We start from the raw sequence: 26,532 nt of genomic DNA, 5'->3' as shown, positions 1-26,532 counted from the left end.
CGCCTACACCCCGCCCGGCTTCGCGTACCGCTGTGCCATGGGGCCCGCGAAGTCGTACAGCACGACCTGCTCGTCGCCCACGACCCAGGCGTCGTGTCCGGGCGAGCAGACGAAGACGTCACCCGGTCCCACCTCGGCCTCGCCGCCGTCGTCCATGGCCAGGTGCATACGGCCCTGTACGACATAGCTGTTGTGGTGGACCAGGCAACTGCGCGTCCCGGCGATGGGGCCTACCGACTCGGACCAGCGCCAGCCCGGTTCGAAGGTGGTCACGGCGAAGTCGAGTCCCATGAGATGGACGGCTTCGAGATGGCCCCGTGGGAAGTCGCGCCGCTCGTCCGGCTTCTCGACCGTCTTCACTTCCAGCATGACGGTGATCTCCCTTCCGGCCGTTGATCCCTGCGGCCGGGGCCGGTCTCCGTCTCCGCGCCGACGCGCACGGTACCGGCGGGGGCCGAGCCCCGCGCTCTCATCGTCTCCCCGCCCAGGGGACCTCGCCAATCGGCTCCCGCGGGCGGGCACGGCGCCCGGACGGGTTCCGGGCCGCCGGGCAAAACCAGTTGACCGGACCACGGGGGACCTCGTTCGATGGCTGCCCATGTATGCCGACAGCCCGCTCCCGGACCAGCCGGACTTCGACGACTCGCTTGTGTTGCGGCTGATCGCCGCTCAGTTCCCGCGGTGGGCGAGGCTTCCCGTCCGGCGGATCGGCTCCGCCGGCACCTCCAACGTCATGTACCGGCTCGGCGGCGACATGGTCGTACGGCTGCCCCGCACCGCCGGAGCCGCCGAGGACGTCGAGAAGGAGCACACCTGGCTTCCCCGGCTCGCGCCGTCGCTGCCGCTCGCGGTGCCCGTACCGCTGGGCATGGGGGCGCCGGACGAGGGCTGCCCTTGGCCCTGGTCCGTCTACCGGTGGATCGACGGGGAGGTCCCGGCGGTCGGCGCCGTCGCCGAGCCGCTCCGGCTGGCGACGGACCTGGCGCGGTTCGTCACCGCGCTGCACCGGATCGATCCCGCGGACGGGCCGCCCTCCTACCGCGGTGAACCCCTGGCCGCGCGGGACGCCGAGACCCGCGCGGCCATCGCCGCGGTGCGCAGCGCCGTCGACTCGGACGCGGCCGAGGCCGCCTGGGACGAGGCGCTGCGGGCACCGGATCCGGACGGGCCGCCGGTGTGGATCCACGCCGATCTGCAACCCGGGAACATGCTGCTGGCCCGGGACCGGCTGTGCGCGGTGATCGACTTCGGCTGCCTCGGTCTTGGCGATCCCGCCGTCGATCTCCTTGCGGCGTGGTACGTGGTGCCGGACACCGCACGGCCGCTCTTCCGCACCGCCCTGAACGTGGACGACGCGACCTGGGCACGGGGCCGCGGCTGGGCCCTGTCGGTCGCGCTCATGGAACTGTCCCACTACCGCGACACCAACCCGTTCATGGCCCGCGTCGCCCGCCACGTCATCACCGAGATCCTCCACGACCACGGCACGACGCAGGCGGGCGGACGGTCGCGGTGACGGCTGCACGAGCCGAGCCGGGCAGACCAGTAGGCGGCAGCACGAGCAGCGCCGAGCAGGCCAGCAGGCGGCTGCGCGAGCGACGCCGGACAGGGACAGCTGCACGAACGGAGCTGGACAGATGAGCAGGCCGTCGCGATGAGCCCCACGAGCCGAGCCGGACAGACCAACAGACGGCCGCAGTGACAGCCTCACGAGCCGAGCCGGAAAGGCCCGCAGACGGCCACAGTGAACCCCACGAACCGCGACGGACAGGCCAGGGGGACGGCCGCGGTGACGGCTGCGCGAGCGACGCCGGACAGACCGGCAGGCGTCAGCGCGAGCAGGCCAGCAGGCGGCAGCGGTGACGGCTGCGCGAGCGACGCCGGACAGACCGGCAGGCGTCAGCGCGAGCAGGCCAGCAGGCGGCAGCGGTGACGGCTGCGCGAGCAACGCCAGACGGGCCAGCGGACGAACGCAGTGACAGCTCCACGAGCCGCGCCGGACAGACCAGCAGGAAGCCGCAGTAACAGCTCCACGAGCAGCCCGAGACAGGCCAACGGACGGCCACGGTGACCGCTGCGTGAGCGACGCCGGACAGACCGGCAGGGGGCAGCGCGAGCGGCGCCGGGCAGGCCGACAGGGGGCAGCGGTGACGGCTGTGCGAGCAGCCCCGGACAGGCCGGCAGGCCGCAGGCGGCAGCGGTGACGGTTGTGCCGGCCTCGCCGGGCGGGCCGGTGGACGGCCGTGGTGGCCCCTGCGGGAGTGGCCGGATCACGGGCCGGGGGTGGGGCGGGCCGGGTCGGCTTGTGCGGCGCCGCCCGGGCGAAGGAGTTCTCCGGAGCGGCCGTGCGGAAGTCGGCGATGCGCAGGTCCGGCCGGCGGCGGTACGGGGGCGTACTCGGCGTCGGTGCCGTCCTCCAGGGCAGGGCAGACACGCCCGTAAGCCGGCGGCCCGGCGAGGACGCCGAGCTCGCCGGGGTACGGCGGCGCACGAGCCAGACCCCTGGCCTTTACGGGAGAACCGGGCCGGGGTCAGCCCATGCCGCGCTGCTGCCTGATCCTGTCGGCCACCTCGTTCTGCTCGGTCTCCCACCAGGGGCGGACGAGTGCGGGCGCGGACGCCGGGACCTGTTCGCCGGCCGGCCGGGACGGTACGGCGACGCGGGCGAGTTCCTGGTCGAGGCGGCGGTCGAGGGCGGCGTTCTGGACGCGTTCGGCGCGCGCCCACTGCACCAGGATCGCCAGGATGAACGGAAGCGCGACCAGTTCGGCGATGCTGACCATCGCGCCGCCGCCGATCTGCTGGTCGTGGTGGACGTCCGTGACCCAGGCGGGCGCGTGGTGCTGGTACCAGGCCCCCGCGATCAGTGTCCCGTGGGTCATCACCACGACACCGGGCAACGCGTCGACGATGCCGTCCAGGAACACCAGCGCGGCCCGCACCGGATGAGTGCACCAGGACGGCAGCGCCCGCTCGTGGGTGAGCACCGGGACGACGAACAGGCAGCCCACGGTGAGCAGATGCAGGTACATCAGCTCGTGCAGCCAGCCGACGCGCAGCGCGGTGGCGAAGTACGGCGTGAAGTACACGACGAGCTCGGTGGCGAGCACGAGGGCCGTACTGACCAGGGGAAAGGTGAGCACACGCACCAGCCGCCCGGTCATCGCACGCCGGACCCGCTCCGCTCTCCTCTCCGGCAGCGCCTCCACCGCGAGCCTCAGCGGGTCGCCGAGGGCCAGGCCGAGGGGCGCGACCAGGTCGAGCAGGATGTTCTGCACGGCGGCGGGCCAGAACAGGACGTGGTCGTACACGGCCAGCGCCGACATCGTGGCCACCACCAGCGTGCCCAGTCCGAGCAGCGCGAAGGCGGCGGTACGGGCGGGCGACCAGCTCGTGCCCCGCCGCCGCAGCCGCAGCACGCCCCAGCCGTACAGTCCGCCCAGGACGGCCACCACGACCAGTGCCGGGACGTCGGCCTGCCACGAGGACAGCAGACGACCGAGGGTCGGCTCGGCGAGTTGCCCGGCCGTCAGTTCGGTGACCGCGCCAGGAATCATGTGTTTCGCTCTCCATCCGCCCATAGAGGACGAGTCGGTTCATGTCCCCTGTGGACGGTAGCCGCCCGCGGCCGCGCCCGGGCGGCGGGGTGAGGGCGTCCGGCGCGTCGCGTCAACACGGCACCACGCCCGGGACGGGGCCGCCCAACCTGCCGAACTGCCCGGAAGCCGCGCCTCCCGAGGACGCGACCTGAGCCGAGCGGGCCTCGCCCGAAGGCGTCACCGCGCCCCGACCGCGTGACGACTTCTCACGGATTCCTCACCGTGGGCTTACCGCGACGACCTGCCTCGGCGTCCACGCGAATCACTCAAAAACGTCCTGAACTGCAGACGTCCGTCAGATGGAAACCTGTCCGTAACCACGAAGTTCCTGACAACTACGCGCGTTGACTCTAGGCTGCGGCCTGCTGCCCCCACTCTTACCCGTCACATCAGGAGCACCATGTCGCCGACCCACTCCCGTCGCCCGGCTCCGCGAAGAGCCCTCATAGCGGCTCTCGCCGCGGCCGCCACGCTGGCCACCGCCGGTGCTCTCGTCGCGGCGAACCCCGCGCAGGCCGGCCCCGACGCCGGCTCGACCCCCTTGAAGGACCTCCAGCTCCTCGCCATCAACGACTTCCACGGCAACCTGGAGCCGCCGGCCGGCTCCTCCGGCCGGGTCACCGAGCGGCAGGCCGACGGCACCACGAAGGACATCGACGCCGGCGGTGTGGAGTACCTGGCGAGCAGCCTGCGCACCGCGCGCACGGGCCACGACCGGTCGCTGACCGTCGCCGCCGGCGACATCGTCGGCGCCAGCCCGCTGCTGTCCGGCCTCTTCCACGACGAGCCGACCATCGAGGCGATGAACAAGCTCGGCCTGGACGTCACGGGCGTGGGCAACCACGAGTTCGACGAGGGCAAGGACGAGCTGCTCCGCCTCCAGAACGGCGGCTGCCACCCGGTCGACGGCTGCTACGCCGAGGGGCGCAAGTTCAAGGGCGCCGACTACCCGATCCTGTCGGCCAACGTGATCAACGAGAAGACCGGCAAGCCGCTTCTCAAGCCGTACGTCGTCCAGAACGTCAAGGGCGCGAAGGTCGGTTTCATCGGCGTCACCCTCAAGGGCACCCCGGACGTCGTCACGGCCGAGGGCGTCAAGGGGCTGAAGTTCCTCGACGAGGCCGAGACGATCAACAAGTACACCAAGGAACTCCAGCAGCAGGGCATCCACGCGATCGTCGCGCTCGTCCACGAGGGCGGATACCCGATGGCCTCCTCGGCGTACAACTACGACTGTGACGCGGGCGGAAACCTCGGGCTGAGCGGCCCGATCGTGGACATCGCCAAGAAGGTCGCGCCGGAGGTCGACGCCCTCGTCACCGGCCACACGCACAACGCGTACGTCTGCTCCATCCCGGACCCGGCGGGCCACCCCCGCCTGGTGACGAGCGCCGCGTCCTACGGCCGGCTCTTCACCGAGCTGAACATGAAGTACGACCCGCGCACCGACGACATCGTCCGCGCCACCGTCAAGGGCTCCAACCGCGTCGTCGACCGGACCCAGTCCAAGGCCGCCGACATGACGCAGCTGCTCGACTACTGGCAGACCCTGGCCGCGCCGGTCGCCAACAAGCCGGTCGGATACATCACCAAGGACATCACGCGCAACGGCGCCGTCGAGTCGCCGCTGGGCGACCTGATCGCGGACGCGCAGCTGGCGCACGCCAAGTCCCTGGACAGCCGTTCCGTCCTCGCGCTGATGAACCCGGGCGGCATCCGTGCCGACCTGGTCCACGCCGCCTCCGGCAAGGAGGGCGACGGCGTGGTGACCTACGGTGAGGGCTTCGCGGTGCAGCCCTTCAGCAACACGGTCAACCTCAAGGACCTGACCGGCGCCCAGCTGATCACCGTGCTGAAGCAGCAGGTCAGCGGCAGCAACGCCGCCGCCCCCAAGTACCTGCAGATCTCCGACGGCCTCACCTACACCCTGGACCTGACCAAGACGGGCGCCGACCGCGTCGTCACGGACTCCATCAGGCTGAACGGCAAGCCGATCGACCCCACCGCCACCTACCGCGTCGCCATGAACTCCTTCCTGGCCGGCGGCGGTGACGGCTTCACCGAGCTGGCCAACGGCACCGACCAGCTCGTCGGCAGCGACGACCTGGCCGCCCTGGTCGACTACCTCACGGCGAACACCTCGGCCGCCGCGCCGTACGCGCCGACCGCCGCCGACCGGGTCACCGTCGTCAAGTAAGCGACGATCCGACCGATCGGACGAGGGCGGGCCTTGTACAAGGCCCGCCCTCGCGTGTGTCCGCGGGCGGTGCGGCGGACCGGCCGGCGTCGGCGGGGGCGCCCGCCCGATGGCCCGGCGCCCGGCGCGGCAGGGTCCGGAGGGGCCCCGGACAGTGCCGTTCGGCCCTGGCTCCGGCTGCGGGCCGGGCGGAGACTGGGAGGGACCGACGTACGGGACCTCGCGCGGCCGGGACGTGGCGTCCGGCCTGCGCCCGCAACAGGAGGTACGCCATGACGGGAGCCGTCGCCGGGCCCGCCCGCCTCACCGCGTGGGCGGCCACGGTGCTCCCCCGCCGCTCCGCCCCGCTGCCGAACCGCGCGCGGCGGCTCCCGTGAGCGCTCCGGCCGGGAGCCGCGGCACGCCCGGCAGGCCGCTGCGCCGTCTGGCCAGGGCACTGACCCCGACCACCGCCGAGTTCCAGCCCGTGCTCCTGGCCGTCACCGCCGCGGCCCTGATCGCCGGAGGCGTCTCCTGGCTGGCCGGGAACACCGGCCTGGCCGACGTGTGCTGGGGGCTCGGCACCGTCGCCGCCGTCGTGCCCGCGCTGGGCTGGGTGGTGGCCGCGCTCCGCCAGGGCCGTACGGGCGTGGACCTGATCGCGGTTCTGGCGCTCGGCGGCACCCTGGCGGTCGGCGAGTTCCTCGCCGGCGCGCTCATCGCCCTGATGCTCGCCACCGGCCGCACCCTGGAGGCCGCGGCCGAGCGACGTGCCTCCCACGACCTGGTCGCTCTGCTGGAGCACGCGCCCCGCACGGCCCGCCGCCGTACCGGCACCGTCGTCCGCACGGTGCCGCTGGCCGAGGTCGGCGTCGGCGACCTGCTGGTGGTGGGTCCGGGTGAGGTCGTCCCCGTGGACGGCAGGGTGGTGGACGCCCTGGCCGTGCTCGACGAGTCGGTGCTCACCGGGGAGGCCACGCCCGTCGAGCGGGCGCGGGGCCAGGAGGTGCGCAGCGGCGTGGTCAACGCAGGCGACGCCTTCGAGCTGCGGGCCGCGGCGACCGAGCAGGACAGCACGTACGCCGAGATCGTGCGGCTGGCCCGGCAGGCGGGCGCCGAGTCGGCCCCGCTGGTCCGCCTGGCCGACCGCTACGCGGCCTGGTTCCTGCCGCTCTCCGTGGCGACCGCCGGACTGGCCTGGCTGCTCAGCGGGTCCGCGGTGCGGGCGGTGGCGGTCCTCGTGGTCGCCACGCCGTGCCCCCTGCTGCTGGCCGCTCCGGTCGCGATCGTCTCCGGTCTGTCCCGGGCCTCCCGGCTCGGCGTGGTGGTCCGTGACGGCGGCGCCCTGGAGAACCTCGGACGGGCCCGTACGCTGCTGCTCGACAAGACCGGCACGCTCACCGGCGGCCGGCCGCGCGTGGTCGACGTGACCGCGGCGCCCGGCTGGAAGCCCGCCGACGTGCTGCACCTGGCGGCCACCCTCGACCAGTACTCGCCGCACGTCCTGGCGCGGGCCATCGTCGACGCGGCGCGCGAACGCGGGCTGGACCTGGGCGTGGCGCTGGAGGTGTCCGAGGAGGCCGGCCGGGGGATCTCCGGCGTCGTCGGCGGGCGCGGGGCGACCATCGGCCGGCTGCCCGCCGGTACGGAGGCTCCCGCGTGGGCCCGGGCGGTGGAGAACCGGGCGATGCTGGACGGCGCCGCGGTGGCCTGGCTCACGGTCGAGGCCCGGCCCGTCGGTGCCGTGCTCCTGCGCGATCCGGTGCGGCACGACGCCCCCCGGACGCTGCGCCGGCTGCGCACGGCGGGCATCGAACGGATCGTCATGCTCACCGGGGACCGGCCCGAGCCCGCCCGGGAGGTCGCCGCCGTCCTCGGACTCGACGGCGTGCGCGCAGAACTCTCCCCGGCCGGCAAGGTGGCCGCGGTCCGCGCGGAGCAGGAGCGCGCGGTCACCGTGATGGTGGGGGACGGCGTCAACGACGCACCGGCGCTCGCCGCCGCGGACATCGGTGTGGCCATGGGGGCGCGCGGATCCACCGCCTCCTCCGAGGCAGCCGACATCGTCCTGACCACCGACCGCCTGGACCGGCTGGCCGACGCGGCCGCGGTCGCGGTGCGCGCACGGCGCATCGCGGTGCAGAGTGCCCTCGGGGGCATGCTGATGTCCCTGGCCGCGATGGCCGCGGCCGCCTTCGGGCTGCTGCCGCCCGCGGTGGGCGCCCTGCTCCAGGAGGGGATCGACGTCGTGGTGATCCTCAACGCGCTGCGCGCCCTGCGCACGGACCGGGCGGCCCAGCCGGCGCTCGAACCCTCCACTCAGGCCCTCATCCAGCGCTTCGCCGCCGAGCACGACGACCTTCAGGACGTCCTGGAGGCGGTGCGCTCGGCCGCGGCCCGGCTCGCCGTACGCCCCGCCCCGGACGCTCTGGCGTCGGTGCGTGAAGTGCACCGGCTGCTCACCGAACGGCTGCTGCCCCACGAGTACGCCGAAGAGCACCAGCTCTACCCGGCGCTGATGCCCGCACTCGGCGGCCCCGAGGCGACCGCCACCATGAGCCGGGCCCACGCCGAGATCGAGCGGCTCTCCCGGCGCATCGCCACGCACCTCTCGCTGGCCGGCACCGAGGGCACCCTCGCACCCGAGCAGTCCGAGGACCTGCTCGCCTGCCTCTACGGCCTGCACACCGTGCTGCGCCTGCACTTCGCGCAGGAGGAGGAGAACTACTTCTCGCTCGCCCCGTGAATCCCGACCCCGGCCCCGGCTGCCGTCCGACGGCCGGGGGCCTTTCGGCTCTGGCGCGGCCGCGGGCGGGCGCGCAAGGTGAGAAGTGGCGGGACAGCCACGTACGGAACTCGCACGGAAGTGGTCACGATGGAAGCCAAGCAGTGGACCGTGCAGATCTACATCACCGAGGACGGCGACGACACCCACGCACGTGCCGTCCTCAGCACCCGCGAAGCGTCGACGGTCACCGGTCGGGGCGTGGCCCGGCGCAACCCCATCGACCGTCCGATTCCCGAGATCGGGGACGAACTCGCCGTCAGCAGGGCCCTGGAGGACCTCGCGATCCGGCTGCACGACGTGGCCTCCGACGACATCGTCGAGCTGGCCGGTCCCGCGCCCGCCTGACGGACGTCCTCGCCGCGTGCGGCGACGGCCCGCCGGGCGCCATTTGGGGCCGAAGGGCCCCCTGGCGGGCCCGAGCGGCCCGTGGCGGCGCGGGCCGTACGGGAACAGGCTGGATACAGCAGCGCAGCGGCATCCCGGAGCGGGACGACCGGCATACCGGAGGGGGACGATGACGGACAGCCCCACCACCGCGGGCCTGGTCAGGAGCGGACTCGACGCCCTGTTCAGGCCCCTCGGCGGGCCCGGCCGCACGGTCGCCGGACCCATCTGGCGCGACGGCGGCCCGGTCCGGGACTCGGCCCGTGGCCGCGTGGACCGCCTGGGCCGCGTGGACCGCGGACGGTGCGCCACGCGGTACGCGGTCGGTGCCGGCCGGACCGAGGACGCCGCGGCGCCGCACGACGAACTCGCCGACCGAGCGAGGCGGCAGGAACGAGAGGAGCCGGAGCGATGACCTCCACCACCACCCGGGCCGCGGCCCTTCCGGCCGAGCACCGTGCGCGGCTCATGCGGTGCGCCCGCGAGACCTCCTTCGACATGGGCGCCCGTCTGTTCCAGGAGGGGCGGCACGCCGACCGATTCTGGATCATCCGGACCGGCACCGTCGCCCTCGACCTGCACGTCCCGGGCCGGAGCGCCGCCGTCATCGAATCGCTGGGCCACGGCGAACTGGTCGGCTGGTCCTGGCACTTCCCGCCGTATGTGTGGCAGCTGGGCGCCGAGGCCACGAGCCCGGTGCGGGCCTACGAGTTCGACGCCGAGGCCGTGCGCAAGCTGTGCGGGGAGGATCCCGAGTTCGGTCGCGCCGTCGCCGCCTGGGTCGGCGGTGTGGTCGCCCACCGGCTGCACGCGGCCCGCATCCGGCTGCTCGACCTGTACGCCCCCTACGGCAGCGGGGGCCGGTGACCCCACCCGCACCCGCATCCGACGTCCCGAGGAGGAGACCGCCGTGCACGGCAGCCCGCACATCGTGAGCGACGTCATGACGCACACCGTCGTGGCCGTGGGCCGTGACGCCCCGTTCAAGGAGATGATCAACCTCATGGCGCAGTGGAAGGTCAGTGCCCTTCCGGTGCTGGAGGGCGAGGGACGCGTGATCGGTGTCGTGTCCGAGGCCGACCTGCTGCCCAAGGAGGAGTTCCGCGACAGCGACCCCGACCGGTTCACCCAGCTGCGCCGGCTGTCCGACCTGGCCAAGGCGGGCGCGGTGACGGCCGGGGAGCTGATGACGACTCCGGCGGTCACCGTCCACTCCGACGCCACGCTCGCCGAGGCCGCGCGCATCATGGCCCAGCGCCGGGTCAAGCGGCTGCCCGTCGTCAACGGCGAGGGGATGCTGGAGGGCATGGTCAGCCGGGGCGACCTGCTGAAGGTGTTCCTGCGGTCGGACGACGACCTCGCCGAGGAGGTCCGCCGGGAGATCGTCTCCTACCTCTTCCCCGCCCCGCTCGAACCGATCCACATCGGCGTCCGCGACGGCGTGGTCACGCTCACCGGCCGGATCCGGGACAGCTCGCTGGTGCCCGTGGCCGCCCGCCTGGTACGGGCCGTCGAGGGAGTCGTCGACGTCGAGTGCGACCTCACGAGCGGCTCGGCGCTGACCGAACCGCGCTGAGTGCATCGCGCCGGTGCCGTCGCCTCCTCGGCGGTGGCCGGTGCAGCCCGCGGGCCGTGGGGTCGCGGACACGGCCCCACGGCCCGCGGGATCACATCGGTCGTGCAGGTCGTACCGGTCGTCCCGGTCCTGTCAGTCGTGGGGTACGAGCACGACCGGGCGGGTCACGTGGTGGACGAGAGCGTGCGCGACGGGACCCGCGTGCGCGATCACGGGGTACTTCCTGCGGCGGCCCACCACCAGCAGGCCCGACCCGCTCACGGCACGCGGCAGAACGTGGGCCGGGCGCCCCTCGTGCAGGGTCTCGGCCACGTACACGGCGGGGAACTTCTGCCGCCAGGGCTCCAGCAGCGCGGCGAGTTCCCGTTCCGCCTCCTGCCGGAACGATCCCCGGGTCCGCGCGTCCGGCAGCCCGTGGGTGAGCGGCACGTGCCAGGCGTGCACCACGCGCAGGGGTGCCCTGCGCAGTTCGGCGGCGCGGAAGGCGAAGTCCAGCAGGTCGTCACAGGGGCCGTCGGTGTCGACGGCGACCGCCACGTCACGGTGCGCGGTCCGCGTCGAGGGACGTCCGGAGACGTCCGGCAGATGTTCGCTCTCCGCGGTCTCGCCCGCTCGTACGAGGACGACGGGCCGGTCGGCGTGCACGGCGGTCGCCATGGCCACCGAGCCCAGGACGAAGCCCCCGACCGCGCCGAGCCCCTGGCTGCCGATGACCAGCAGTTCGGCGTCCTGCGCCTCGTCGAGCAGGGCGGGACCCGGCTGTCGGTGCACCTGCTCGCCGGACAGGTCCAGCCCGGGGTACGACTCGGTGAGCTGGGCGACCGTGTCCCGCAGCATCCGCCGCGCGCGGGACTGCGGCACCCGCACCTCGGGCAGGTCCGCACTCCCTGCGGTCTCGGGCAGGCCTTCCCAGGCGTGCACCAGCCGGAGCGGCAGCCCTCGCCGGAGGGCTTCCCTGGCCGCCCAGTGGGCCGCGGCGAGGCTCTCGCGCGAGCCGTCCAGGCCGGCCACGACGGGTCTCAGCATGACGGTCACCTTCCCTGTCCCCCGCGTTTGTCCCCCTTCTTCCCCGTTCTCCCCCGCGGGTGCGCGGTCGGCGCCACACCGGCCGCGCACCGCGGGTGCGGCAGATCGCCCCTGCTCAGACGTGCCGCACCGGGATGGTCCTGGTGCCCGTCTTCTCCTCCGGGACCGGGACCGTGATGGTCAGGACGCCGTCCTCGTACTCCACGTACTCCGCGCCCGCCTCGACGCCCGGGGCCCCGGCCGGAAGCCGGACCGAGCGGACGAACGTGCGCAGCGGAGCTCCGTGCGGTGCTTCTCCTCCAGTCTCGCGCGTTCGAGCCGCGGCGGCGCTGGGCCGACCGGCCCGGTGGGTGGCGGACGGTGGGCCCGAGGTCCCGCCCCGGCGGGGACGAACGGCCGGTGTGGCCGCGTCGGGCGGCCCCAGGACGGCGGCCCGCGAGGCTGTCACGCTGGGGTGGAGGAAGCCGCGCGGGCGACCGTCCGCTCGGCGCGTCGGGGGTGGTCGGAGGACCCGGGGGGGTGGTCGAAGGACCGAAGGGAGCAGCGATGAGGGCGAACAAACCCGTCCGGCGTCCGCTGTGGCGGTGGCGGAGCAATCCGATGCGCCGTCGCGAGGACGTGATCGAGGGCTGGGTCCTGCTGGCCACGTGGGCCGTCATCGCGGTGGGGGCTCCCCTGGCGGGCGTGGTCGTCGGACAGGCGACGGCGGACGGCCTCGCCCAGCAGCAGGTGGAGCGGCACCCGGCCACCGCCGTCCTGGTCCACTCGGCGCGGCCCGGCGGCGACAGCGTGACGACGCCGGACGACCGGGTCGTGGGGACCGTCCGCTGGACGGCTGAGGACGGTACCCGGCACGAGGACCGGACCCTCGTCGCGCCCACCCTCGCGGCGGGCGACCGGATCGCGGTGTGGACCGATCGGCACCACCGGGTCACACCTCCGCCCTTGACCCCGTCCGAGGCCGCGTCGCAGGCGGCCGCCACGGGGGCGTTGGTGTCGCTCGCCCTCGCGGGTGCCGCCGGCGGCGGATGCTGTGCGGTCCGCGCCGCGCTCGACCGGTGCCGCGCCCGCGCCTGGGAAGCCGAGTGGCGCAAGGTCGGACCGCAGTGGGGCCGCGCGGCACGCTGACGATCACGGCCGTCGTGCCCCCGGTGCGCCCGGGTCGTTCCGGGGCAGCGGATAGCGCAGCAGGACGCCGACGCCCTCGTGCAGCCGCAACTCCCGCTCCGGTACCAGGACCAGTTCCGCCCTCGTGCCGACCAGCGCCCGGGTCAGCGCGGCGTCGGCGCGCTCCTCGCGCACGTCCTGTACACCGTAGGAGCGCAACTCCTCTTCGGTGAGGGCGAGTTGGCCTGATTCCGGGCCGACCCACAGGCGCAGCGGCGATTCGGGGTGGTTGTTGAGGAGCAGGGCCTTGACCCGGCCCCGTTGCAGGGCCGACACCGCGGCGGAAAGCCCCTCGGCCGTCGCTCCGCCGTGCGCCCGCTGGGCCAGGAAGACGTCCAGCAGGCCGCGGTCGTGCGCGGCCATGCGTCCGCTGAAGAGACTTTCGAGCCGCTGCTCCAGCAAGGCCCGCCCCGGTACCCACTCGCCCGTGCCCTCCACCGTGGTGACGTGTCCGCGCAGGGGCGGGGGAAGCCGGTTGACGAGGATGCCGCGGGCCCAGACGTCTCCCGCGACGACCACCGCCTCGCAGTCGGTGCGCCGTGCGTGGCCCTCCAGCTCCCGGCCGATCACCTGGGCCGCCCGCGGCCAGTCGCCCACCGGGATCTCCTCGTGCAGGCGGTGCCCGGGCGCGACTTTGGTCAGGGGCCAGGTGCCGGCCTCGGCGTCGACGCGCACGGTGCCGGTCGCGTCCGTGGAGTGGCGTCCGCCGTAGCGGACGTGCACCGCCAGGTACGGGATCCCGGGCGCGTGCTGGACGATCAGCGGCATGGTGTCCGGCAGCGTTCCGAAGTGCGCCGTGTCCCGCGTGGGCGGGAGCGGCAGTTCGTCCAGCAGGGCCGCGTGGCCGTGCGCGGTGAACACCGCCTGCCCGTGCGGGCCGGGTACCTCCGTGTCGCTGCCCACCAGGTCGGCCACCGCAGTGATGGTGCTCCGGTCCGCCCCCTCGGACATCAGGGCGTCCCGCAGATGCCGCCACCGCAGTGCTATGGCCGTGTCGGGGTCCGCGACGGCGCTGTCTCGGGAGGTGTCCAGGTACACCGACGCGAACGGACCGGACTGCTTGTACAGAGGTTCGAGAAAGGAAAGTCTCATGGTCGCTCCCGACTGCCCCGTCGCCCCGCGCCCGCCCGTGCGGACGACGCGGGTCTACAGTCCCTGGGCGAGCAGGAGCTCGTGGGCGAGGCGCGCTCCCTGGGCCGCCTCCCCGGGCGGGGTGTCCTGTGACGGGATGTTCTCCAGACCGCGGGCGAGCGCCCGTACGGCCTCCGCCAGCGTCGCCGTCTGTGCTTCCAGCCGACTCAGCCGGGCCTCCAGCTCGGGCACGGCACCGGTTGCTGCGGCTGTGTGATTCTGCGTCATGTCCCGGGTCCTCACGGGTGCGGCAGGCCGGGGTCGGAGTCGGGCTTGTGCCGCGGAGCGGCAGGCCGGGCCTCTTCGCCGACGGCCCGACGTTCGAAGTCGCTCACGGCAACCTCCTGGCAAGCTCCCGGCCGGCTCGCCAGTCACCCACCTGGTCAGTCTCGCACCGATCCGACCGGCCCGCCGCCCCACACCGAGGGCCAGGCTGCCCGGGCTGCACGGCCCGGCGGACCACACGACAATGGTCTCGGCGCACGATCCGCCCCGACGCGCAGGGGAAGGCGGTGACCTGTGATGACGTACGTCGCTGTGAGTGCGCTGAGCCATCCCGGACTGGTCCGCGAGCACAACGAGGACAGCCTGGTCGCCGGGCCGTGGACGCTGTGCTCCACGGTGACCGAGAATCCGCAGACGCTGGTGTTCCCCCTCGGGACGCCCCTCGTCGTCGCGGTCGCCGACGGGATCGGCGGCCAGCCCGGCGGTCATGTGGCCAGTGCCCTGGTGGTCCGGCAGCTCGCTCTGGCCGGGCCCGGCCTGAGCGACGAGGACGACGTCCGCGAGGTCCTGCACGCCTGCAACCGCCGGGTGTACGCGGCCGCGGAAGGTGACGGACCGGCCACGATGGGCACCACCGTCGCGGGCGCCGTCGTCCTGCCCGGTTCGCTGCTGGCGTTCAACGTGGGCGACAGCCGGATCTTCGCCGCACCCCGGGACGGGCTGCTCCAGGTCAGCGTGGACGACAATCCGCCGACCCCGCCGGGGCAGCGCACGACGTCGCTCCTGACCCAGGCCCTGGGCGGAGGCCGGAAGTACCACGCTGTCACCCCCCATGTGACGGCCTGTCCCCTCGCCACGGGCGACCGGTACCTGATCTGCACCGACGGCCTGACCGACCCGGTGCCGAACGACGTCCTGGACGAGCTGCTGCGGGAGTTCGACGACGGCCGGGCGGCCTTCGAACTGTGGAAGGCCGCCATCGAAGCCGGCGGACCCGACAACATCACGCTCGCCGTGGTGCGGGTCGTGGAAGGGTGACCTCCCGTCGGCCTCGCGGTCCGAGGGCTCAGGAGGAGAAGCCGTACCGCCCTCGCAGGCGTACGAAGCACGCGGGCGTGAGTGTCCGCCACGGCTCCAGTCCCCGCTCGGTGCGCAGGAAGGACACGACCTGCTCCCGGCCGCCGGGCCCGATGGGCTGCACCAGGCGGCCGCCCGGACGCAGCTGCGCGGCCAGCGGCGCCGGTACCTCCGGGAAGGCGGCGGACACGACGACCGCGTCGTAGGGGGCGCGGTCCGGCACCCCGCCGCTGCCGTCCCCGACGCGCAGTTCGATGTTCCGCAGGCCCTGAGCGGCGAGGTTGCGCCGTGCCCGCTCCGCGATGTCCGGCCGCATCTCGACGGTCACGACGTCGGCGGCCAGTGCGGCGAGCAGCGCGGTCTGGAAACCGAGTCCGGTACCGATCTCCAGGACGTGCTCGTCCCCGCTCAGGCCGAGGCCGTCGATCATCATGGCGGAGAGCGAGGGCTGGGTGGTCACCTGTCCGTGGCCGATCGGAAGCGGCACGTCGCGGTAGGCGTCCGCGCAATGGGCGGCGGGCACGAACGCCGCCCGGGGCGTCGCGCGCACGGCTTGAAGCAGCCGCTCGTCACCGACGCCGGCCGCGCGAACGGCCCGCACGAGAGCCTCGGCCGGCTGGGCGGCTTCGGACATGGCGCTTCTTTCCCTGCGGGGCAGGAGGGTGAGCATGCCGTCAAGCTCGCCCCCCGCAGTCATCGTCGCACCTGGCCCGCCGGACGGGTCGGTTCCTAGACTGTGAGACGTGGTTCGGGCCAACGAGGAGGTCGAGGCGCTCCTCCAGGAGTACGCGGACCTCATCGCCATCACCGGAGGCGACGCGTTCAAGGCGCGCGCCTACGAGAAGGCCGCCCGCGCCATCGGCGGCCACCCCGCCGACGTCTCCCACCTCGATGTCGCGGGTCTGAAGGAGATCCCGGGCGTGGGCAGGTCGATCGCCGAGAAGGTCGTCGAGTACCTCCGCACCGGCAATGTCACGGTGGTGGAGGAGACGCGGGCCAGGATTCCGGCGGGGGTACGGCAGTTGATCACCATCCCCACCCTCGGGCCCAAGAAGGCGATGGCCCTCTACGAGGACCTGCACATCTCCTCGGTGGCCGAGCTGGCCGACGCGATCAAGGCGGAGAAGCTGCGCGACCTGAAGGGCTTCGGGAAGAGGACCGAGGAGAACATCCTGCACGGCATCGCCCTGATGCGGCAGGCCGGGGACCGGATCCTGCTGGGCACCGCCATGGAGTCCGCCGAGGACATCGTCGCCGAACTCTCCCGGATCACCGGGTGTGTGCAGTGCGCGTACGCGGGGTCGCTGCGCCGCATGAGGGAGACCATCGGGGACATCGACGTCCTCGTCGCCGCCGACCGGTCGGCGCCCTTCATGGACGCGCTGACCGAACTGCCCTCCACCGCCGAGGTCATCGCGCACGGCGCGAAGAAGACCTCGATCCGTACCGTCACGGGCGTCCAGGTCGACCTGCGCGTGGTGCGACCGGACTCCTGGGGTGCCGGGATGCAGTACTTCACCGGCTCCAAGGCGCACAACATCCGCACCCGGACGATCGCCGTCCACCTGGGGTTGAAGCTCTCCGAGTACGGCCTGTTCGACGCCGAGAACGGAGAGCGGGTCGCGTCCCGCTCGGAGGACGAGGTGTACGCGAGGCTCGGCCTGCCGTGGATCCCGCCCACGCTGCGCGAGGACCGGGGCGAGATCGAGGCCGGCCTGCGCGGCGAGCTGCCCGAGGTGGTGACGGAGGACGACGTCAGGGGTGATCTGCACACCCACACCGACCTCACCGACGGTCTCGCCCCGCTGGAGGAGATGGTGGCCGCGGCCGCCGACCGGGGCTACGCGTACTACGCGGTCACCGACCACGCGCCCGACCTCGCCATGCAGCGCATGACCGAGGAGAAGGTCCTCGCTCAGCGCGAGCGGGTGCGGTCACTGGACGGCCGGCACCACGGGATGCGGCTGCTGCACGGCACCGAACTCAACATCGGCCCGGACGGGGACGTGGACTGGCCCGCCGAGTTCCTCGCGGGCTTCGACATCTGTGTGGCCTCGGTGCACTCCCACTTCGGGCTCGGCCGCGAGGCGATGACCCGGCGGCTCGTGCGCGCCTGCGAGAACCCCCACGTCCATGTCATCGGCCACCCCACCACCCGTCTGATCGGCAGGCGGCCGGGCATCGACGCCGACCTCGACGAGGTCTTCGCCGCCTGCGCCCGCACCGGCACGGCCCTGGAGATCAACGCCCAGCCGGACCGCCTCGACCTGGGCGACGAGGACATCCTGCGGGCCAGGAGCCACGGCGCGAAGTTCGCCGTCGACTCCGACGCCCACTCTCTCCTCCACCTCGCCTACCTGCGCTACGGAATCGGCACGGCCCAGCGCGGATGGCTGACCCCGGACGATGTGATCAACACCTGGCCTCTGCGGCGACTGCGCCGCTTCCTGCGCAAGGACCGGGCCGCCTGACGGGCACACCCGTGTCGGCGCTCCGGGCCCTGGTCGCCCCCGGGGCGGCCCAACGGCAGCGGCCGTGACCGAACCGCCGGTACGGTGCTCCGGTCACGGCCGCGGGACGGCTCGTCCGGGTGTCACGGCTTGCGCGCGAGGCCCCCGTGCTCGGCGACGGGCGCCGCGGCGGGGGCTTCGGGGTCCGGACGCCAGTGCGGAACCGAGACGACCCCGGGCTCCACGAGCTCCAGTCCGTCGAAGAACGCCGTGATCTGGTCGACGGTGCGCAGGTTGTACGGGATGGCGCCGCTCTTGTTGTAGCCCTCCTGGGCCTCTTCGAAGTCCGGGTCGGTGCCCAGGGACCCGTCGTTGATGGAGAGGTAGCTGCCGGAGGGCAGTGCGTCCAGCAGCCGGGAGACGATGGAGCGTGCCTGGCCGTAATCGGCAACGTGGCCAAGGATGTTGCTGAGGATGAGGCCGATGGGACGGCTGAAGTCCAGCGTGTCGGCGGCTGCCGCGAGGATGCGGTCCGGGTCCAGCACGTTGGCGTCGACGTAGGCGGTCGCCCCCTCCGGAGTGGAGTAGAGCAGGGCGCGCGCGTGGGCCAGGACCATCGGGTCGTTGTCGACGTAGACGATCCGGGCCTCGGGGGCGATGCGCTGGGCGACCTCGTGCGTGTTGTCGGCCGTCGGCAGGCCGGTGCCGATGTCCAGGAACTGCCGGATGCCCGCCTCGGCGACCAGGTAGGTGATGTTGCGGCGCAGGAAGCCGCGGCTGCTGCGGGCGATGGTGACGATGCCGGGGAAGACGGCGGTGTAGGCGTCGCCGGCCTGCTCGTCGACGGCGTAGTTGTCCTTGCCACCCAGCCAGTAGTTCCAGATCCGAGCCGAGTGCGGCACCGTCGTGTCTATCTTCTGGTGCGCCGCCGGGTCGGGGCTCGTCGCGGGGTGGGTCATGGGTACCGTCCGTTCTCCGTCGCGCGGGTTGTCCAACGACAAACTACGTTCCGAAAGCCCTGCTGTGCACGCCAGTTCACGTTTCCGTCGGTGGTTTTCCCGAAAGGTCGCGACCTCGGCACCAGGCGGGCACCCGCGACCGCGCCCGGCGCGCCCCGGCCGTCCCCTACACCATCCCCCGGCGGCGCAGAAGCAGCCACAGTTCGGCGGTGACGTCCGGGTCGGTGAGATCCACGCCGAGCAGCGCCTGGCAGCGCGAGACACGATGCCGGAGCGTGTTGCGGTGGACGCCGAGCGCGCGGGAGGCCGCCTCCCACTGGCCGTGATGGCGCAGGTAGCCGACGAGGGTCTGGCGCAGGACATCGGTCAGCCGGTCGCAGGCGGCGGCCATACGCGCGACCGGATCGCCGCCGTACGGTCCCGGCGACGGGTGGGCGAGCAGCCGGGTTCCCGGAGCGAGGTCCGCCAGCGTCGCGGCGGCGACCGCGCGGACGGCCGGTGCCCGCCCGACCGGGACCACCTCCGTCAGGAGGGCCGCGGCGTCGTCGTCCGCACGCCGTACCGCGTCCTCCAGGCACGTGGTCGGGGGATGGTCCGCGGGGACCAGGAACCAGGCCGCCCGGTCGTCCGTCCGGACGGCGATCGCCTCCGGGCACCAGCGGCGGACCACTCCGGTGAGGATGTCGCTCGCCCGGCCCCTCACCGCGAGGACGCGGACGTGGTCCGGCGGGCTCGGTGCCCGCACCGCGCCCGCGAGCCTCCGCGCGGCGTCCAGGTGCCCGAAGTCGACCAGCAGTCCGACACAGCGCTGCCCTTCGTCGGCCACGGATTCGGCGCGCGAACCGCGCACCGCGTCCAGGCTCAGCAACGCCGACGCCGTCAGCACGGCTCTGCGCCTCGTGGGATCCAGCGGCGTCGAGGTGCCGACCGCGAGGAACCCCGCGGCCCGCTCGTGCCCGGCCAGCGGGAACACGATCACCGCTCCCGACCCGGTCGCGAACGAGGCGGCGGAGTGCGCTCCGGCGCCCTCCAGCCGGACGATCTCCCCGCGCACGCGCTCGGCCTGCTCGGCGGCTCCGGCGGGGAAGACCTGGTCCACCTCGCCCGCCGGTGTGTAGGCCGCCGCCCAGGCGTCGAGCGACCGGCCGAGGGTGCGCAGGACCGTGGCGACCGGATCGGCGGAGGCGGCCGCGTCGACGAGCGCGCGTTGCGTCGCCAGGACGTCCTTGAGGTGCTGCTCGGCCGTGCGGGAGACGGCGGCCCAGTAGGCCTTCGTGATGCGCAGGAACGGCGTGGGCGGCGGGACGGTGAGCAGGCACAGCCCCAGCTTCCGGCAGGCCGCGAGGAGCGGCGGCGGAACCTCCGCGTGCACCGGGCCGAGGCCGAGGGCCAGCGCGGTCAGCTCCGCCTCGACCAGGCGGCCGACGTACCGTTCGCAGCCGAGCTTGTTCCGGGGCAGGGAAAGGCCCGTCGTCAGCAGCAGCTCTCCGCCGTTCAGATAGCCGGTCGGATCGAGCAGTTCGCTGATGTGCACGGCCGACACCTCCCGCTCCGAGGCGGCGAACCCCTCGGCCGGCGCGAGATCCGTACCGAGGACCCGGCACAGCGAGGCCACCGTCGGAACCGTCACGGGTGCTCCTGCGCGAGATCCGTCACGAGTACTCCTGTGCGATCTGTCCAATGCGGGCCCTGTGAGGTGCATTTTATCCAATGAGAGATCCGCGCCTTCTCCGTACGGTCGTCCCGTCCCGTACGGTCGTCCCGTCCCGAGCGGTCGTCCCGTCCCGAACGAACGGAGAATGGTCATGCCCGTCGATCCGCCCGCGGCGCCGCTCGACGGCCTGGTCGTCGCGGACTTCAGCCGCGTCCTGGCCGGCCCGCTGGCCTCGGTGATGCTGGCGGACCTGGGGGCCACCGTCATCAAGGTGGAGCGCCCGGGCTCCGGCGACGACACCCGCGCCTGGGGACCGCCGTGGACCGACGACTCCAGCAGCTACTTCGAGTGCGCCAACCGCTCGAAGCGGTCCGTGACCCTCGACCTGTCCGACCCGGAGGACCTCCGGCTGGCCCGGACACTGGCCGCGCGGGCCGACGTCCTGGTGGAGAACTTCAAGGACGGCGCACTCGCCGCACGAGGACTCGACTACGCATCCGTCCGCCGCACGAACCCGGGCGTCGTGTACTGCTCGGTGACCGGCTTCGGCCGCCACGGCGGCGCGGCGCTGGCGGGCTACGACTTCCTCGTCCAGGCGCTGGGCGGCCTGATGAGCATCACCGGCGACCCCGGCGGCGACCCGCAGAAGGTCGGCGTGGCCCTGGTCGACATACTGACCGCCAAGGACGCGGCCATCGGCATCCTGGCGGCGCTGCGGGCCCGCGAGCAGAGCGGGCAGGGCCAACGGGTCGAGGTCAACCTCCTGTCCAGCCTGCTGGGTTCGCTGGCGAACCAGGCCTCGGCGTACCTGGCCACCGGCCGCGCCCCTGAACGGATGGGCAACGCGCACCCGTCCATCGCCCCGTACGAGACGCTGCGCTGCGCGGACGGCCTGCTGGCCATGGCGTGCGGCAACGACGGGCAGTTCCGCCGGCTGGCCGAGGTGCTGCACGCGCCGGACCTGGCCGACGACGAACGCTTCGCGACCAACCCGGCCCGTGTGCGCAACCGCCGCGAACTCGTCCGGGCGCTCGAGGAACACCTGGCGCGTGACACGGTCGAGACCTGGATCAAGCGGTGCACTGCGGTCGGTGTTCCGGCTGGAAGGGTCGGCACCATCGCCGACGGCATCGCCCTGGCCGAGTCGCTCGGCCTCGAACCGACCGTCCGGGTCGGCCCCTCGTCGCCGCCTCAGATCCGGCACCCCGTCACGTACTCGGCCACCCCGGTCACCGGCTACCGGCCGCCGCCCCGTCTCGGCGAGCACAGCGACGACGTACGCCGCTGGCTCACCGACCCCGCCCACTGATCCGCCACAGGAGAAGACCCCATGAACGCACCGGCCGCACTGCCCCCGCTCGACCCCCGCGACCCCGCCGGACTGCACGACCTGCTCACCCCGGAGGAGAAGGCGGTGGCCGCCTCGGTGCGCCAGCTCTGCGGCCAGCACGTCGACCCCTTCGTGGCGGACTGGTTCGAGCAGGGCACCATTCCCGACATCCGCGGCCTGGCCAAGGAGCTCGGCGCGCTGGGCGTGCTCGGCATGCACCTGGAGGGCTACGGCTGCGCGGGCATGTCGGCCACCGAGTACGGCGTGGCCTGCCTCGAACTGGAGGCCTCCGACTCCGGCATCCGCTCGCTGGTCTCCGTGCAGGGCTCGCTGGCGATGTTCGCCATCTGGAAGTGGGGCACCGAGGAGCAGAAACGGCAGTGGCTGCCGTCCATGGCCGCCGGTGAGGCGATCGGCTGCTTCGGCCTCACCGAGCCCGACGCCGGCTCCGACCCCGGCAGTATGCGCACCCGGGCGCGGCGCGACGGTGACGACTGGATCCTCGACGGCCGCAAGATGTGGATCACCAACGGCAGCGTGGCCGACGTGGCCGTGGTCTGGGCCCGGACCGACGAGGGGGTGCGCGGCTTCGTGGTGCCCACCGACACCCCGGGCTTCTCCGCACCGGAGATCAAGCACAAGCTGTCCCTGCGCGCCTCGGTCACCAGCGAGCTGGTCCTGGACGGGGTACGCCTTCCCGCGGACGCCGTGCTCCCCGAGGTCCGCGGTCTGAAGGGCCCGCTCAGCTGCCTCAACGAGGCCCGCTACGGCATCGTCTGGGGAGCGATGGGCGCGGCCCGGTCGTCGCTGTACGCCGCCCAGTCCTACGCGGTGGAGCGGACCCAGTTCGGCAAGCCGATCGGGGCGTTCCAGCTGACCCAGCAGAAGCTGGCCGACATGCACCTCGAGTACACCAAGGGCGTGCTCCTGGCGCTGCACCTGGGCCGGCGCAAGGACGAGGGCACGCTCCGGCCCGAGCAGGTGAGCCTGGGCAAGCTCAACAACGTCCGCGAGGCACTGGACATCTGCCGCACCGCCCGCACGGTCCTCGGGGCGAACGGCATCTCACTGGAGTATCCCGTCATCCGGCACATGAACAATCTGGAGTCGGTGCTGACCTACGAGGGCACCGTCGAGATGCACACGCTCGTCGTCGGGCAGGCGGTCACGGGACACGCGGCGTTCCGGTGAGCGAGGGCGGGGGACGGGGGCGGGGGCGGGCTTTTCCCTGCTCCCGCCATGACCAAAATTTGTCTGCTTTTCGCGACCGTCTGGGCGAACTGGCAAAGCCCCTGACACCGACGCCCCGGCCATACGACCCGCAGAGGCCCGCCCGACCGGCGGCCGGTCCGGCAGCCACCCGCGCGGCTCCGCGTGACGGCGGAGGCCGGCCGGCTCGGTGACCTGCTGACCCGCACGTGGGGGCCGGGGTACCGTCCAGCGAGACGACCAGACCGCACCGCCGAGGCCCGGTCCGCCCGGGCGAGGGGAGCACCGCATGAGCGAGTCCACCCACCAGGCAGCTGCCGAGCCCGACGACGGCGGCCGGACCGATCCGCTCGTCCAGCTGTCCCTGGAGCAGTTGCGGCAGCGCTCCAGCATGAAGTGGCGCGCGCACCCGGAGGACGTCCTGCCGCTGTGGGTCGCGGAGATGGACGTCCCCCTGGCACCCGCCGTCGCCGACGCCCTGCACCGGGCCGTCGCGTTGGGAGACACCGGATACCCCCACGGCACCGGCTACGCCGAGGCCCTCGCCGCCTTCGCCGCCACGCGCTGGGGGTGGGACGGTCTGCGCGTGGAGAACACGGCGCTCGTGCCCGACGTGATGCTGGGCATCGTCGAGGTCCTCCGCCTGATCACCGGCCCCGGCGACGCGGTCGTCGTCTGCTCGCCCGTCTACCCCCCGTTCTACGCGTTCGTCACGCACGACGGCCGGGAGGTCGTCGAGGCCCGTCTCGGCCCCGACCTGCGAATCGACCTCGCCGGCCTCGAGGACGCCTTCATACGCGCACGGCGCAACGGCCGCCGCGCGGCGTTCCTGATGAGCAACCCGCACAACCCGACCGGTGTCGTCCACACCCGCGCGGAACTCGAGGCGATCGCCACGCTCGCCCGCCGACACGGTGTCCGGGTGGTCTCCGACGAGATCCACGCCCCGCTGGTGCTGCCCGGCGCCGTCTTCACGCCCTTCCTCAGCGTTCCCGGCTCGGAGAACGGCTTCGCGCTGACCTCCGCGTCCAAGGCATGGAACCTGGCCGGTCTCAAGGCCGCCGTGGCCATCGCCGGCACCGAGGCCGCGGACGACCTGCGCCGGATGCCCGAAGAGGTCGGCCACGGCCCCAGCCACCTGGGCATCCTGGCCCACACGGCGGCGTTCCGCGACGCGGCCGACTGGCTCGACGAGTTGCTGCTCGGGCTCGACGCCAACCGGAGCCTGCTGGGCGAACTGGTGAAGGAACACCTCCCGGACGTGGGGTACGTCCCGCCGCAGGGCACCTACCTCGCCTGGCTGGACTGCACCGGGCTGGGACTGCACGACGACGGTCCCACGGACGGGCCCGGCATCGTGAGCGACCTCGCCGGACCGGCGAAGCTGTTCCTGGACGAAGCTCGCGTCGCCCTCAGCTCCGGACACGTATTCGGCAGTGGCGGCGCGGGATGCGTACGCCTCAACTTCGCGACCTCACCGGCGATCCTGCGTCAGGCGCTCACGCGCATGGGCCGCGCGCTCACCGATCTCGGGCAGGCACCCCGCCCCTGACCCGGTCCGGGGCGGGTCCCGGCAAACGCGTCGAGTCGGCCGGCCATGCGGCCCTCGACGCGTCCGGACATCACGACCCGGCACTCGTACCGGCCGGCTCGGCCTCCTCCCCGGGTCGCCGCTCCGGGGCGCGGCGCGCGTCCGGCCGGTCCATCTCGCGCCATTCCGGCCGCAGTCCGGTGAGGCTCGTGGTGAGGAAGTACGCGGCCCCGCCGGCGAGCAGCACCGGTACGAGTCCGGCCCAGGCCACCGCCGCCCCCGCGATCAGTCCGCCGAGGGGGATACCGGCGTAGCCCAGGGAATTGCTGAGCGCCTTGACCCGGCCCAGCATCCGGCGCGGGACCCGTTCGAAGAAGACTGCTCCCAGCACCGGGTTGACGAAGCCCGCGCCGAACCCACTGAGGGCGAACACGGCCAGCACCGCCGCCAACGGCGCGTCGGAGGCGAGAATCAGGAATCTCGGCGCGCCCGCCAGCAGGAACCCCGCGAAGAACACCAGCCGGCGCCGCAACCGCCGCGCGGCCACCGAGGCGATCAGGCTCCCGAGGACGGCCGCGCCTCCCATGGCACTGCCCACCAGGCCGATCACGCCCGGCCCGTTGCCGGACTCCTTCGCCCAGACGGGTACGAGCACCGACATGAAGCCGGCGTCCAGCAGATTGGTGACAGCGACCATGACGATGACGCTCAGCAGCAGCAACTCGCCGCGCAGGAAGGTGAAGCCCTCCGCGAACCGCCGCCAGTAGCCCGGTTCGGCCGCCCCGGCCGCCTGCGACGGCGGCTCCTCGGCGGCACGTCCCATGCCGGGCGGCAGCGACAGCCCGATGATCACCGATCCGAGGGCGAAGCAGCCCGCGTTGACGACCAGTCCGGTCAGGGGGCCGAGCAGCCCCACGAGCGCGCCGCCGGCCGCCAGGCCCAGGGTGGAGGCGAGCCGTTCGGTCACACCGGACAGACCGGTGGCCCTCTCCAGCGGCACCCGGCCGCGCTCGGCCGCCTCCGGGACCATCACCTCCTTGGCCAGGTCGCCGGGGCCCCGGGCCGCGCCGATCAGCGCGACCAGGGCCAGCAGGAGCGGGAAGGACAGCACGTCCAGGGTGTGGAACAGGGGAACCGCGGCGGCCGCGGCCGCGCTCGCCAGATCGGTGGTCCAGGACACGGTCCGCGGGCCGATCCGGTCCACCAGCGGTCCGGTGAAGGCCTTGACCAGCACGTAGGGGGTCATCTCGCAGAAGGCGGCGAGTCCGGTCTGGGTGGCGCTGCCCGTCGTGACGAGCACGAACCAGGGCAGTGCCACGGCGGAGACCCGGGTGCCGGTGAGCGACACGGCCGTGGCCGCCAGCACCCCGGCGAGCGGCCGCAAGGACCGCTTGCCGGGTATGCCGTCGGCCTCCGAGGCGTCGTGGGTCATGACGTCGGGCTTCCTTCCGCTTCCTGAGGGCCGGATGGGAGCGACGACGCGGCAGGCGCATCCAGTTCGGGCAGGATCTGTGTGATCACGGCTACCCGTTCGGCTCCCTCGGGGGCACTTGCCGCCGTCTCCGGCGCGTCTCGCCGGTAGCGCGCGATGACTTCCGTCAACTCCCGGTACAGGGCGGCGGCTTCCTCGGGCGTGAGCCGCAGGGCCCAGTCGCTCATGTCGAAGGTGTTCCGCCATGCGCGGGGCATCGTCTGAAGCTCGTTCAGGGTCTGCTGAGTGCGCAGGGTGTAGATGGCGGCGACGGACTGCTGGTAGGCCAGTGCGGCCTCGGGCTCACGCTCGGCCAGTTCCCGGTCGTTGAACCATGTCGTGCGGTGCACCGAACGCCACCAGCGCTCGCGCGCGTTGCCGCGTTCGGAGTCCTCTTCGACGAAGCCGGCCGCGGCGAGCTGGCGCAGATGGTAGCTGGCCGTACCGGAGTTGACCCCCAGCCGCACCGCCAGGCGGGTGGCGGTCGACGGGCCGTACTTCCGCAGCAGCCCGACCACCTGCACACGCACGGGATGTGCCAGGGCGCGCAGCCCCTTCGCATCCAGAACCACCTCGTCCGCTTCGATGTGCGACCCCTCCGGGCTTGCTCCTGTTCCGGTCATGTCATGCACGGTAGACCACAAACAGTTCTTCGCAAAGACCCCTTCGCGAAGAAGTCTTTGCGGTTACAGCCGTGATGCGAGCGGCGGGCCACCAACCCATTGCCCGCTGTGGATGCGATGTATACGGTGTGTGCACTGCATCCAAGTGCAGGGGAA

The 26,532-nt window shown here is 73.1% G+C and carries 24 protein-coding genes; 13 read left to right on the top strand and 11 right to left on the bottom strand.

Annotation, left to right across the window (positions count from 1 at the left end):
• Nucleotides 1-3: 3 nt before the first annotated feature.
• Nucleotides 4-369 carry a cupin domain-containing protein gene (locus tag ACIQFZ_RS09095; RefSeq protein ID WP_365433328.1) on the bottom strand — a complete coding sequence of 122 codons (366 nt, stop codon included), beginning with the start codon at nt 367-369 and terminating at the stop codon, nt 4-6.
• A 229-nt stretch (nt 370-598) separates the two neighbouring features.
• Here ACIQFZ_RS09095 and ACIQFZ_RS09090 point away from each other — a divergent pair, with 229 nt between their 5' ends.
• Complete coding sequence (locus ACIQFZ_RS09090) at nt 599-1,516, top strand: aminoglycoside phosphotransferase family protein (protein WP_402690919.1); 918 nt, start codon at nt 599-601, stop codon at nt 1,514-1,516.
• Nucleotides 1,517-2,531: 1,015 nt separating this feature from the next.
• On the opposite strand, the gene ACIQFZ_RS09085 is transcribed toward ACIQFZ_RS09090, so the two are convergent.
• Nucleotides 2,532-3,557 carry a cytochrome c oxidase assembly protein gene (locus ACIQFZ_RS09085; RefSeq protein WP_402690918.1) on the bottom strand — a complete coding sequence of 342 codons (1,026 nt, stop codon included), beginning with the start codon at nt 3,555-3,557 and terminating at the stop codon, nt 2,532-2,534.
• Nucleotides 3,558-3,999: 442 nt separating this feature from the next.
• Here ACIQFZ_RS09085 and ACIQFZ_RS09080 point away from each other — a divergent pair, with 442 nt between their 5' ends.
• The 6 genes from ACIQFZ_RS09080 to ACIQFZ_RS09055 all read left to right on the top strand — a co-directional run bounded on the left by ACIQFZ_RS09080 (nt 4,000) and on the right by ACIQFZ_RS09055 (nt 10,523).
• Entirely contained in the window at nt 4,000-5,796 is a 1,797-nt protein-coding gene (locus ACIQFZ_RS09080; protein WP_402690917.1) for a bifunctional metallophosphatase/5'-nucleotidase, read from the top strand.
• Between the two features lie 415 nt (nt 5,797-6,211).
• The gene (locus ACIQFZ_RS09075) at nt 6,212-8,521 is read left to right on the top strand and encodes a heavy metal translocating P-type ATPase (protein WP_402690958.1); all 2,310 of its coding nucleotides are present in this window, start codon (nt 6,212-6,214) and stop codon (nt 8,519-8,521) included.
• Between the two features lie 129 nt (nt 8,522-8,650).
• The gene (locus ACIQFZ_RS09070; protein ID WP_365430362.1) at nt 8,651-8,908 is read left to right on the top strand and encodes a DUF1876 domain-containing protein; all 258 of its coding nucleotides are present in this window, start codon (nt 8,651-8,653) and stop codon (nt 8,906-8,908) included.
• 169 nt (nt 8,909-9,077) lie between these two features.
• Nucleotides 9,078-9,362 carry a hypothetical protein gene (locus ACIQFZ_RS09065; protein ID WP_402690916.1) on the top strand — a complete coding sequence of 95 codons (285 nt, stop codon included), beginning with the start codon at nt 9,078-9,080 and terminating at the stop codon, nt 9,360-9,362.
• Nucleotides 9,359-9,814 (top strand): cyclic nucleotide-binding domain-containing protein, encoded by a 456-nt coding sequence (locus ACIQFZ_RS09060; RefSeq protein WP_365775403.1) that lies wholly within the window; start codon nt 9,359-9,361, stop codon nt 9,812-9,814. The genes ACIQFZ_RS09065 and ACIQFZ_RS09060 overlap by 4 nt, the downstream gene beginning before the upstream one ends.
• A gap of 43 nt (nt 9,815-9,857) precedes the next feature.
• Nucleotides 9,858-10,523, top strand: a complete 666-nt coding sequence (locus tag ACIQFZ_RS09055; protein WP_383059156.1) for a CBS domain-containing protein — start codon at nt 9,858-9,860, stop codon at nt 10,521-10,523.
• A 132-nt stretch (nt 10,524-10,655) separates the two neighbouring features.
• Here the strand turns inward: ACIQFZ_RS09055 and ACIQFZ_RS09050 are convergent, their stop codons facing one another.
• Together ACIQFZ_RS09050 and ACIQFZ_RS09045 are read right to left on the bottom strand one after the other, a co-directional pair.
• Nucleotides 10,656-11,549: a universal stress protein gene (locus ACIQFZ_RS09050; protein ID WP_402690915.1), complete on the bottom strand. Its 894-nt coding sequence runs from the start codon at nt 11,547-11,549 to the stop codon at nt 10,656-10,658.
• A 115-nt stretch (nt 11,550-11,664) separates the two neighbouring features.
• Nucleotides 11,665-11,997: an Hsp20 family protein gene (locus ACIQFZ_RS09045; protein WP_365434680.1), complete on the bottom strand. Its 333-nt coding sequence runs from the start codon at nt 11,995-11,997 to the stop codon at nt 11,665-11,667.
• A 98-nt stretch (nt 11,998-12,095) separates the two neighbouring features.
• Between ACIQFZ_RS09045 and ACIQFZ_RS09040 the strand changes: the two genes are divergently transcribed.
• Nucleotides 12,096-12,677 (top strand): hypothetical protein, encoded by a 582-nt coding sequence (locus ACIQFZ_RS09040; protein ID WP_365434677.1) that lies wholly within the window; start codon nt 12,096-12,098, stop codon nt 12,675-12,677.
• A gap of 3 nt (nt 12,678-12,680) precedes the next feature.
• Here the strand turns inward: ACIQFZ_RS09040 and ACIQFZ_RS09035 are convergent, their stop codons facing one another.
• On the bottom strand, nt 12,681-13,808 hold the full coding sequence (locus tag ACIQFZ_RS09035) for a hypothetical protein (protein ID WP_365434674.1): 1,128 nt from the start codon (nt 13,806-13,808) through the stop codon (nt 12,681-12,683).
• A 54-nt stretch (nt 13,809-13,862) separates the two neighbouring features.
• Nucleotides 13,863-14,075 carry a hypothetical protein gene (locus ACIQFZ_RS09030; RefSeq protein WP_365434671.1) on the bottom strand — a complete coding sequence of 71 codons (213 nt, stop codon included), beginning with the start codon at nt 14,073-14,075 and terminating at the stop codon, nt 13,863-13,865.
• 294 nt (nt 14,076-14,369) lie between these two features.
• On the opposite strand from ACIQFZ_RS09030, the gene ACIQFZ_RS09025 reads away from it, so the two are divergent.
• The gene (locus ACIQFZ_RS09025; RefSeq protein ID WP_365434668.1) at nt 14,370-15,110 is read left to right on the top strand and encodes a PP2C family serine/threonine-protein phosphatase; all 741 of its coding nucleotides are present in this window, start codon (nt 14,370-14,372) and stop codon (nt 15,108-15,110) included.
• Between the two features lie 28 nt (nt 15,111-15,138).
• Here the strand turns inward: ACIQFZ_RS09025 and ACIQFZ_RS09020 are convergent, their stop codons facing one another.
• Nucleotides 15,139-15,783 carry a protein-L-isoaspartate(D-aspartate) O-methyltransferase gene (locus ACIQFZ_RS09020; RefSeq protein ID WP_383131694.1) on the bottom strand — a complete coding sequence of 215 codons (645 nt, stop codon included), beginning with the start codon at nt 15,781-15,783 and terminating at the stop codon, nt 15,139-15,141.
• Between the two features lie 109 nt (nt 15,784-15,892).
• Here ACIQFZ_RS09020 and polX point away from each other — a divergent pair, with 109 nt between their 5' ends.
• Entirely contained in the window at nt 15,893-17,620 is a 1,728-nt protein-coding gene (gene polX, locus ACIQFZ_RS09015; RefSeq protein ID WP_365432766.1) for a DNA polymerase/3'-5' exonuclease PolX, read from the top strand.
• A gap of 122 nt (nt 17,621-17,742) precedes the next feature.
• Here the strand turns inward: polX and ACIQFZ_RS09010 are convergent, their stop codons facing one another.
• Nucleotides 17,743-18,558: an SAM-dependent methyltransferase gene (locus ACIQFZ_RS09010; RefSeq protein ID WP_402690914.1), complete on the bottom strand. Its 816-nt coding sequence runs from the start codon at nt 18,556-18,558 to the stop codon at nt 17,743-17,745.
• Between the two features lie 166 nt (nt 18,559-18,724).
• Nucleotides 18,725-20,188, bottom strand: coding sequence for a PucR family transcriptional regulator (locus ACIQFZ_RS09005; RefSeq protein ID WP_383059163.1), 1,464 nt, complete (start codon nt 20,186-20,188; stop codon nt 18,725-18,727).
• A gap of 175 nt (nt 20,189-20,363) precedes the next feature.
• Here ACIQFZ_RS09005 and ACIQFZ_RS09000 point away from each other — a divergent pair, with 175 nt between their 5' ends.
• The 3 genes from ACIQFZ_RS09000 (at nt 20,364) to ACIQFZ_RS08990 (ending at nt 24,303) form a co-directional block, all read left to right on the top strand.
• Nucleotides 20,364-21,521: a CaiB/BaiF CoA transferase family protein gene (locus ACIQFZ_RS09000; protein WP_376652755.1), complete on the top strand. Its 1,158-nt coding sequence runs from the start codon at nt 20,364-20,366 to the stop codon at nt 21,519-21,521.
• Nucleotides 21,522-21,542: 21 nt separating this feature from the next.
• The gene (locus ACIQFZ_RS08995) at nt 21,543-22,733 is read left to right on the top strand and encodes an acyl-CoA dehydrogenase family protein (protein ID WP_402690913.1); all 1,191 of its coding nucleotides are present in this window, start codon (nt 21,543-21,545) and stop codon (nt 22,731-22,733) included.
• Nucleotides 22,734-23,040: 307 nt separating this feature from the next.
• Nucleotides 23,041-24,303 (top strand): MalY/PatB family protein, encoded by a 1,263-nt coding sequence (locus ACIQFZ_RS08990; protein ID WP_383059166.1) that lies wholly within the window; start codon nt 23,041-23,043, stop codon nt 24,301-24,303.
• A gap of 70 nt (nt 24,304-24,373) precedes the next feature.
• Here the strand turns inward: ACIQFZ_RS08990 and ACIQFZ_RS08985 are convergent, their stop codons facing one another.
• Nucleotides 24,374-25,714, bottom strand: a complete 1,341-nt coding sequence (locus ACIQFZ_RS08985) for an MFS transporter (RefSeq protein ID WP_383059168.1) — start codon at nt 25,712-25,714, stop codon at nt 24,374-24,376.
• Nucleotides 25,711-26,376 carry an ArsR/SmtB family transcription factor gene (locus ACIQFZ_RS08980; RefSeq protein ID WP_402690912.1) on the bottom strand — a complete coding sequence of 222 codons (666 nt, stop codon included), beginning with the start codon at nt 26,374-26,376 and terminating at the stop codon, nt 25,711-25,713. Before ACIQFZ_RS08980 ends, ACIQFZ_RS08985 begins: the two co-directional genes overlap by 4 nt.
• Between the last annotated feature and the right edge of the window lie 156 nt (nt 26,377-26,532).

It is taken from the genome of Streptomyces sp. NPDC093064 (genome assembly GCF_044754605.1).
In the GTDB taxonomy this organism is placed as follows: domain Bacteria; phylum Actinomycetota; class Actinomycetes; order Streptomycetales; family Streptomycetaceae; genus Streptomyces.
This window is presented reverse-complemented; position numbering and strand designations above follow the sequence as displayed.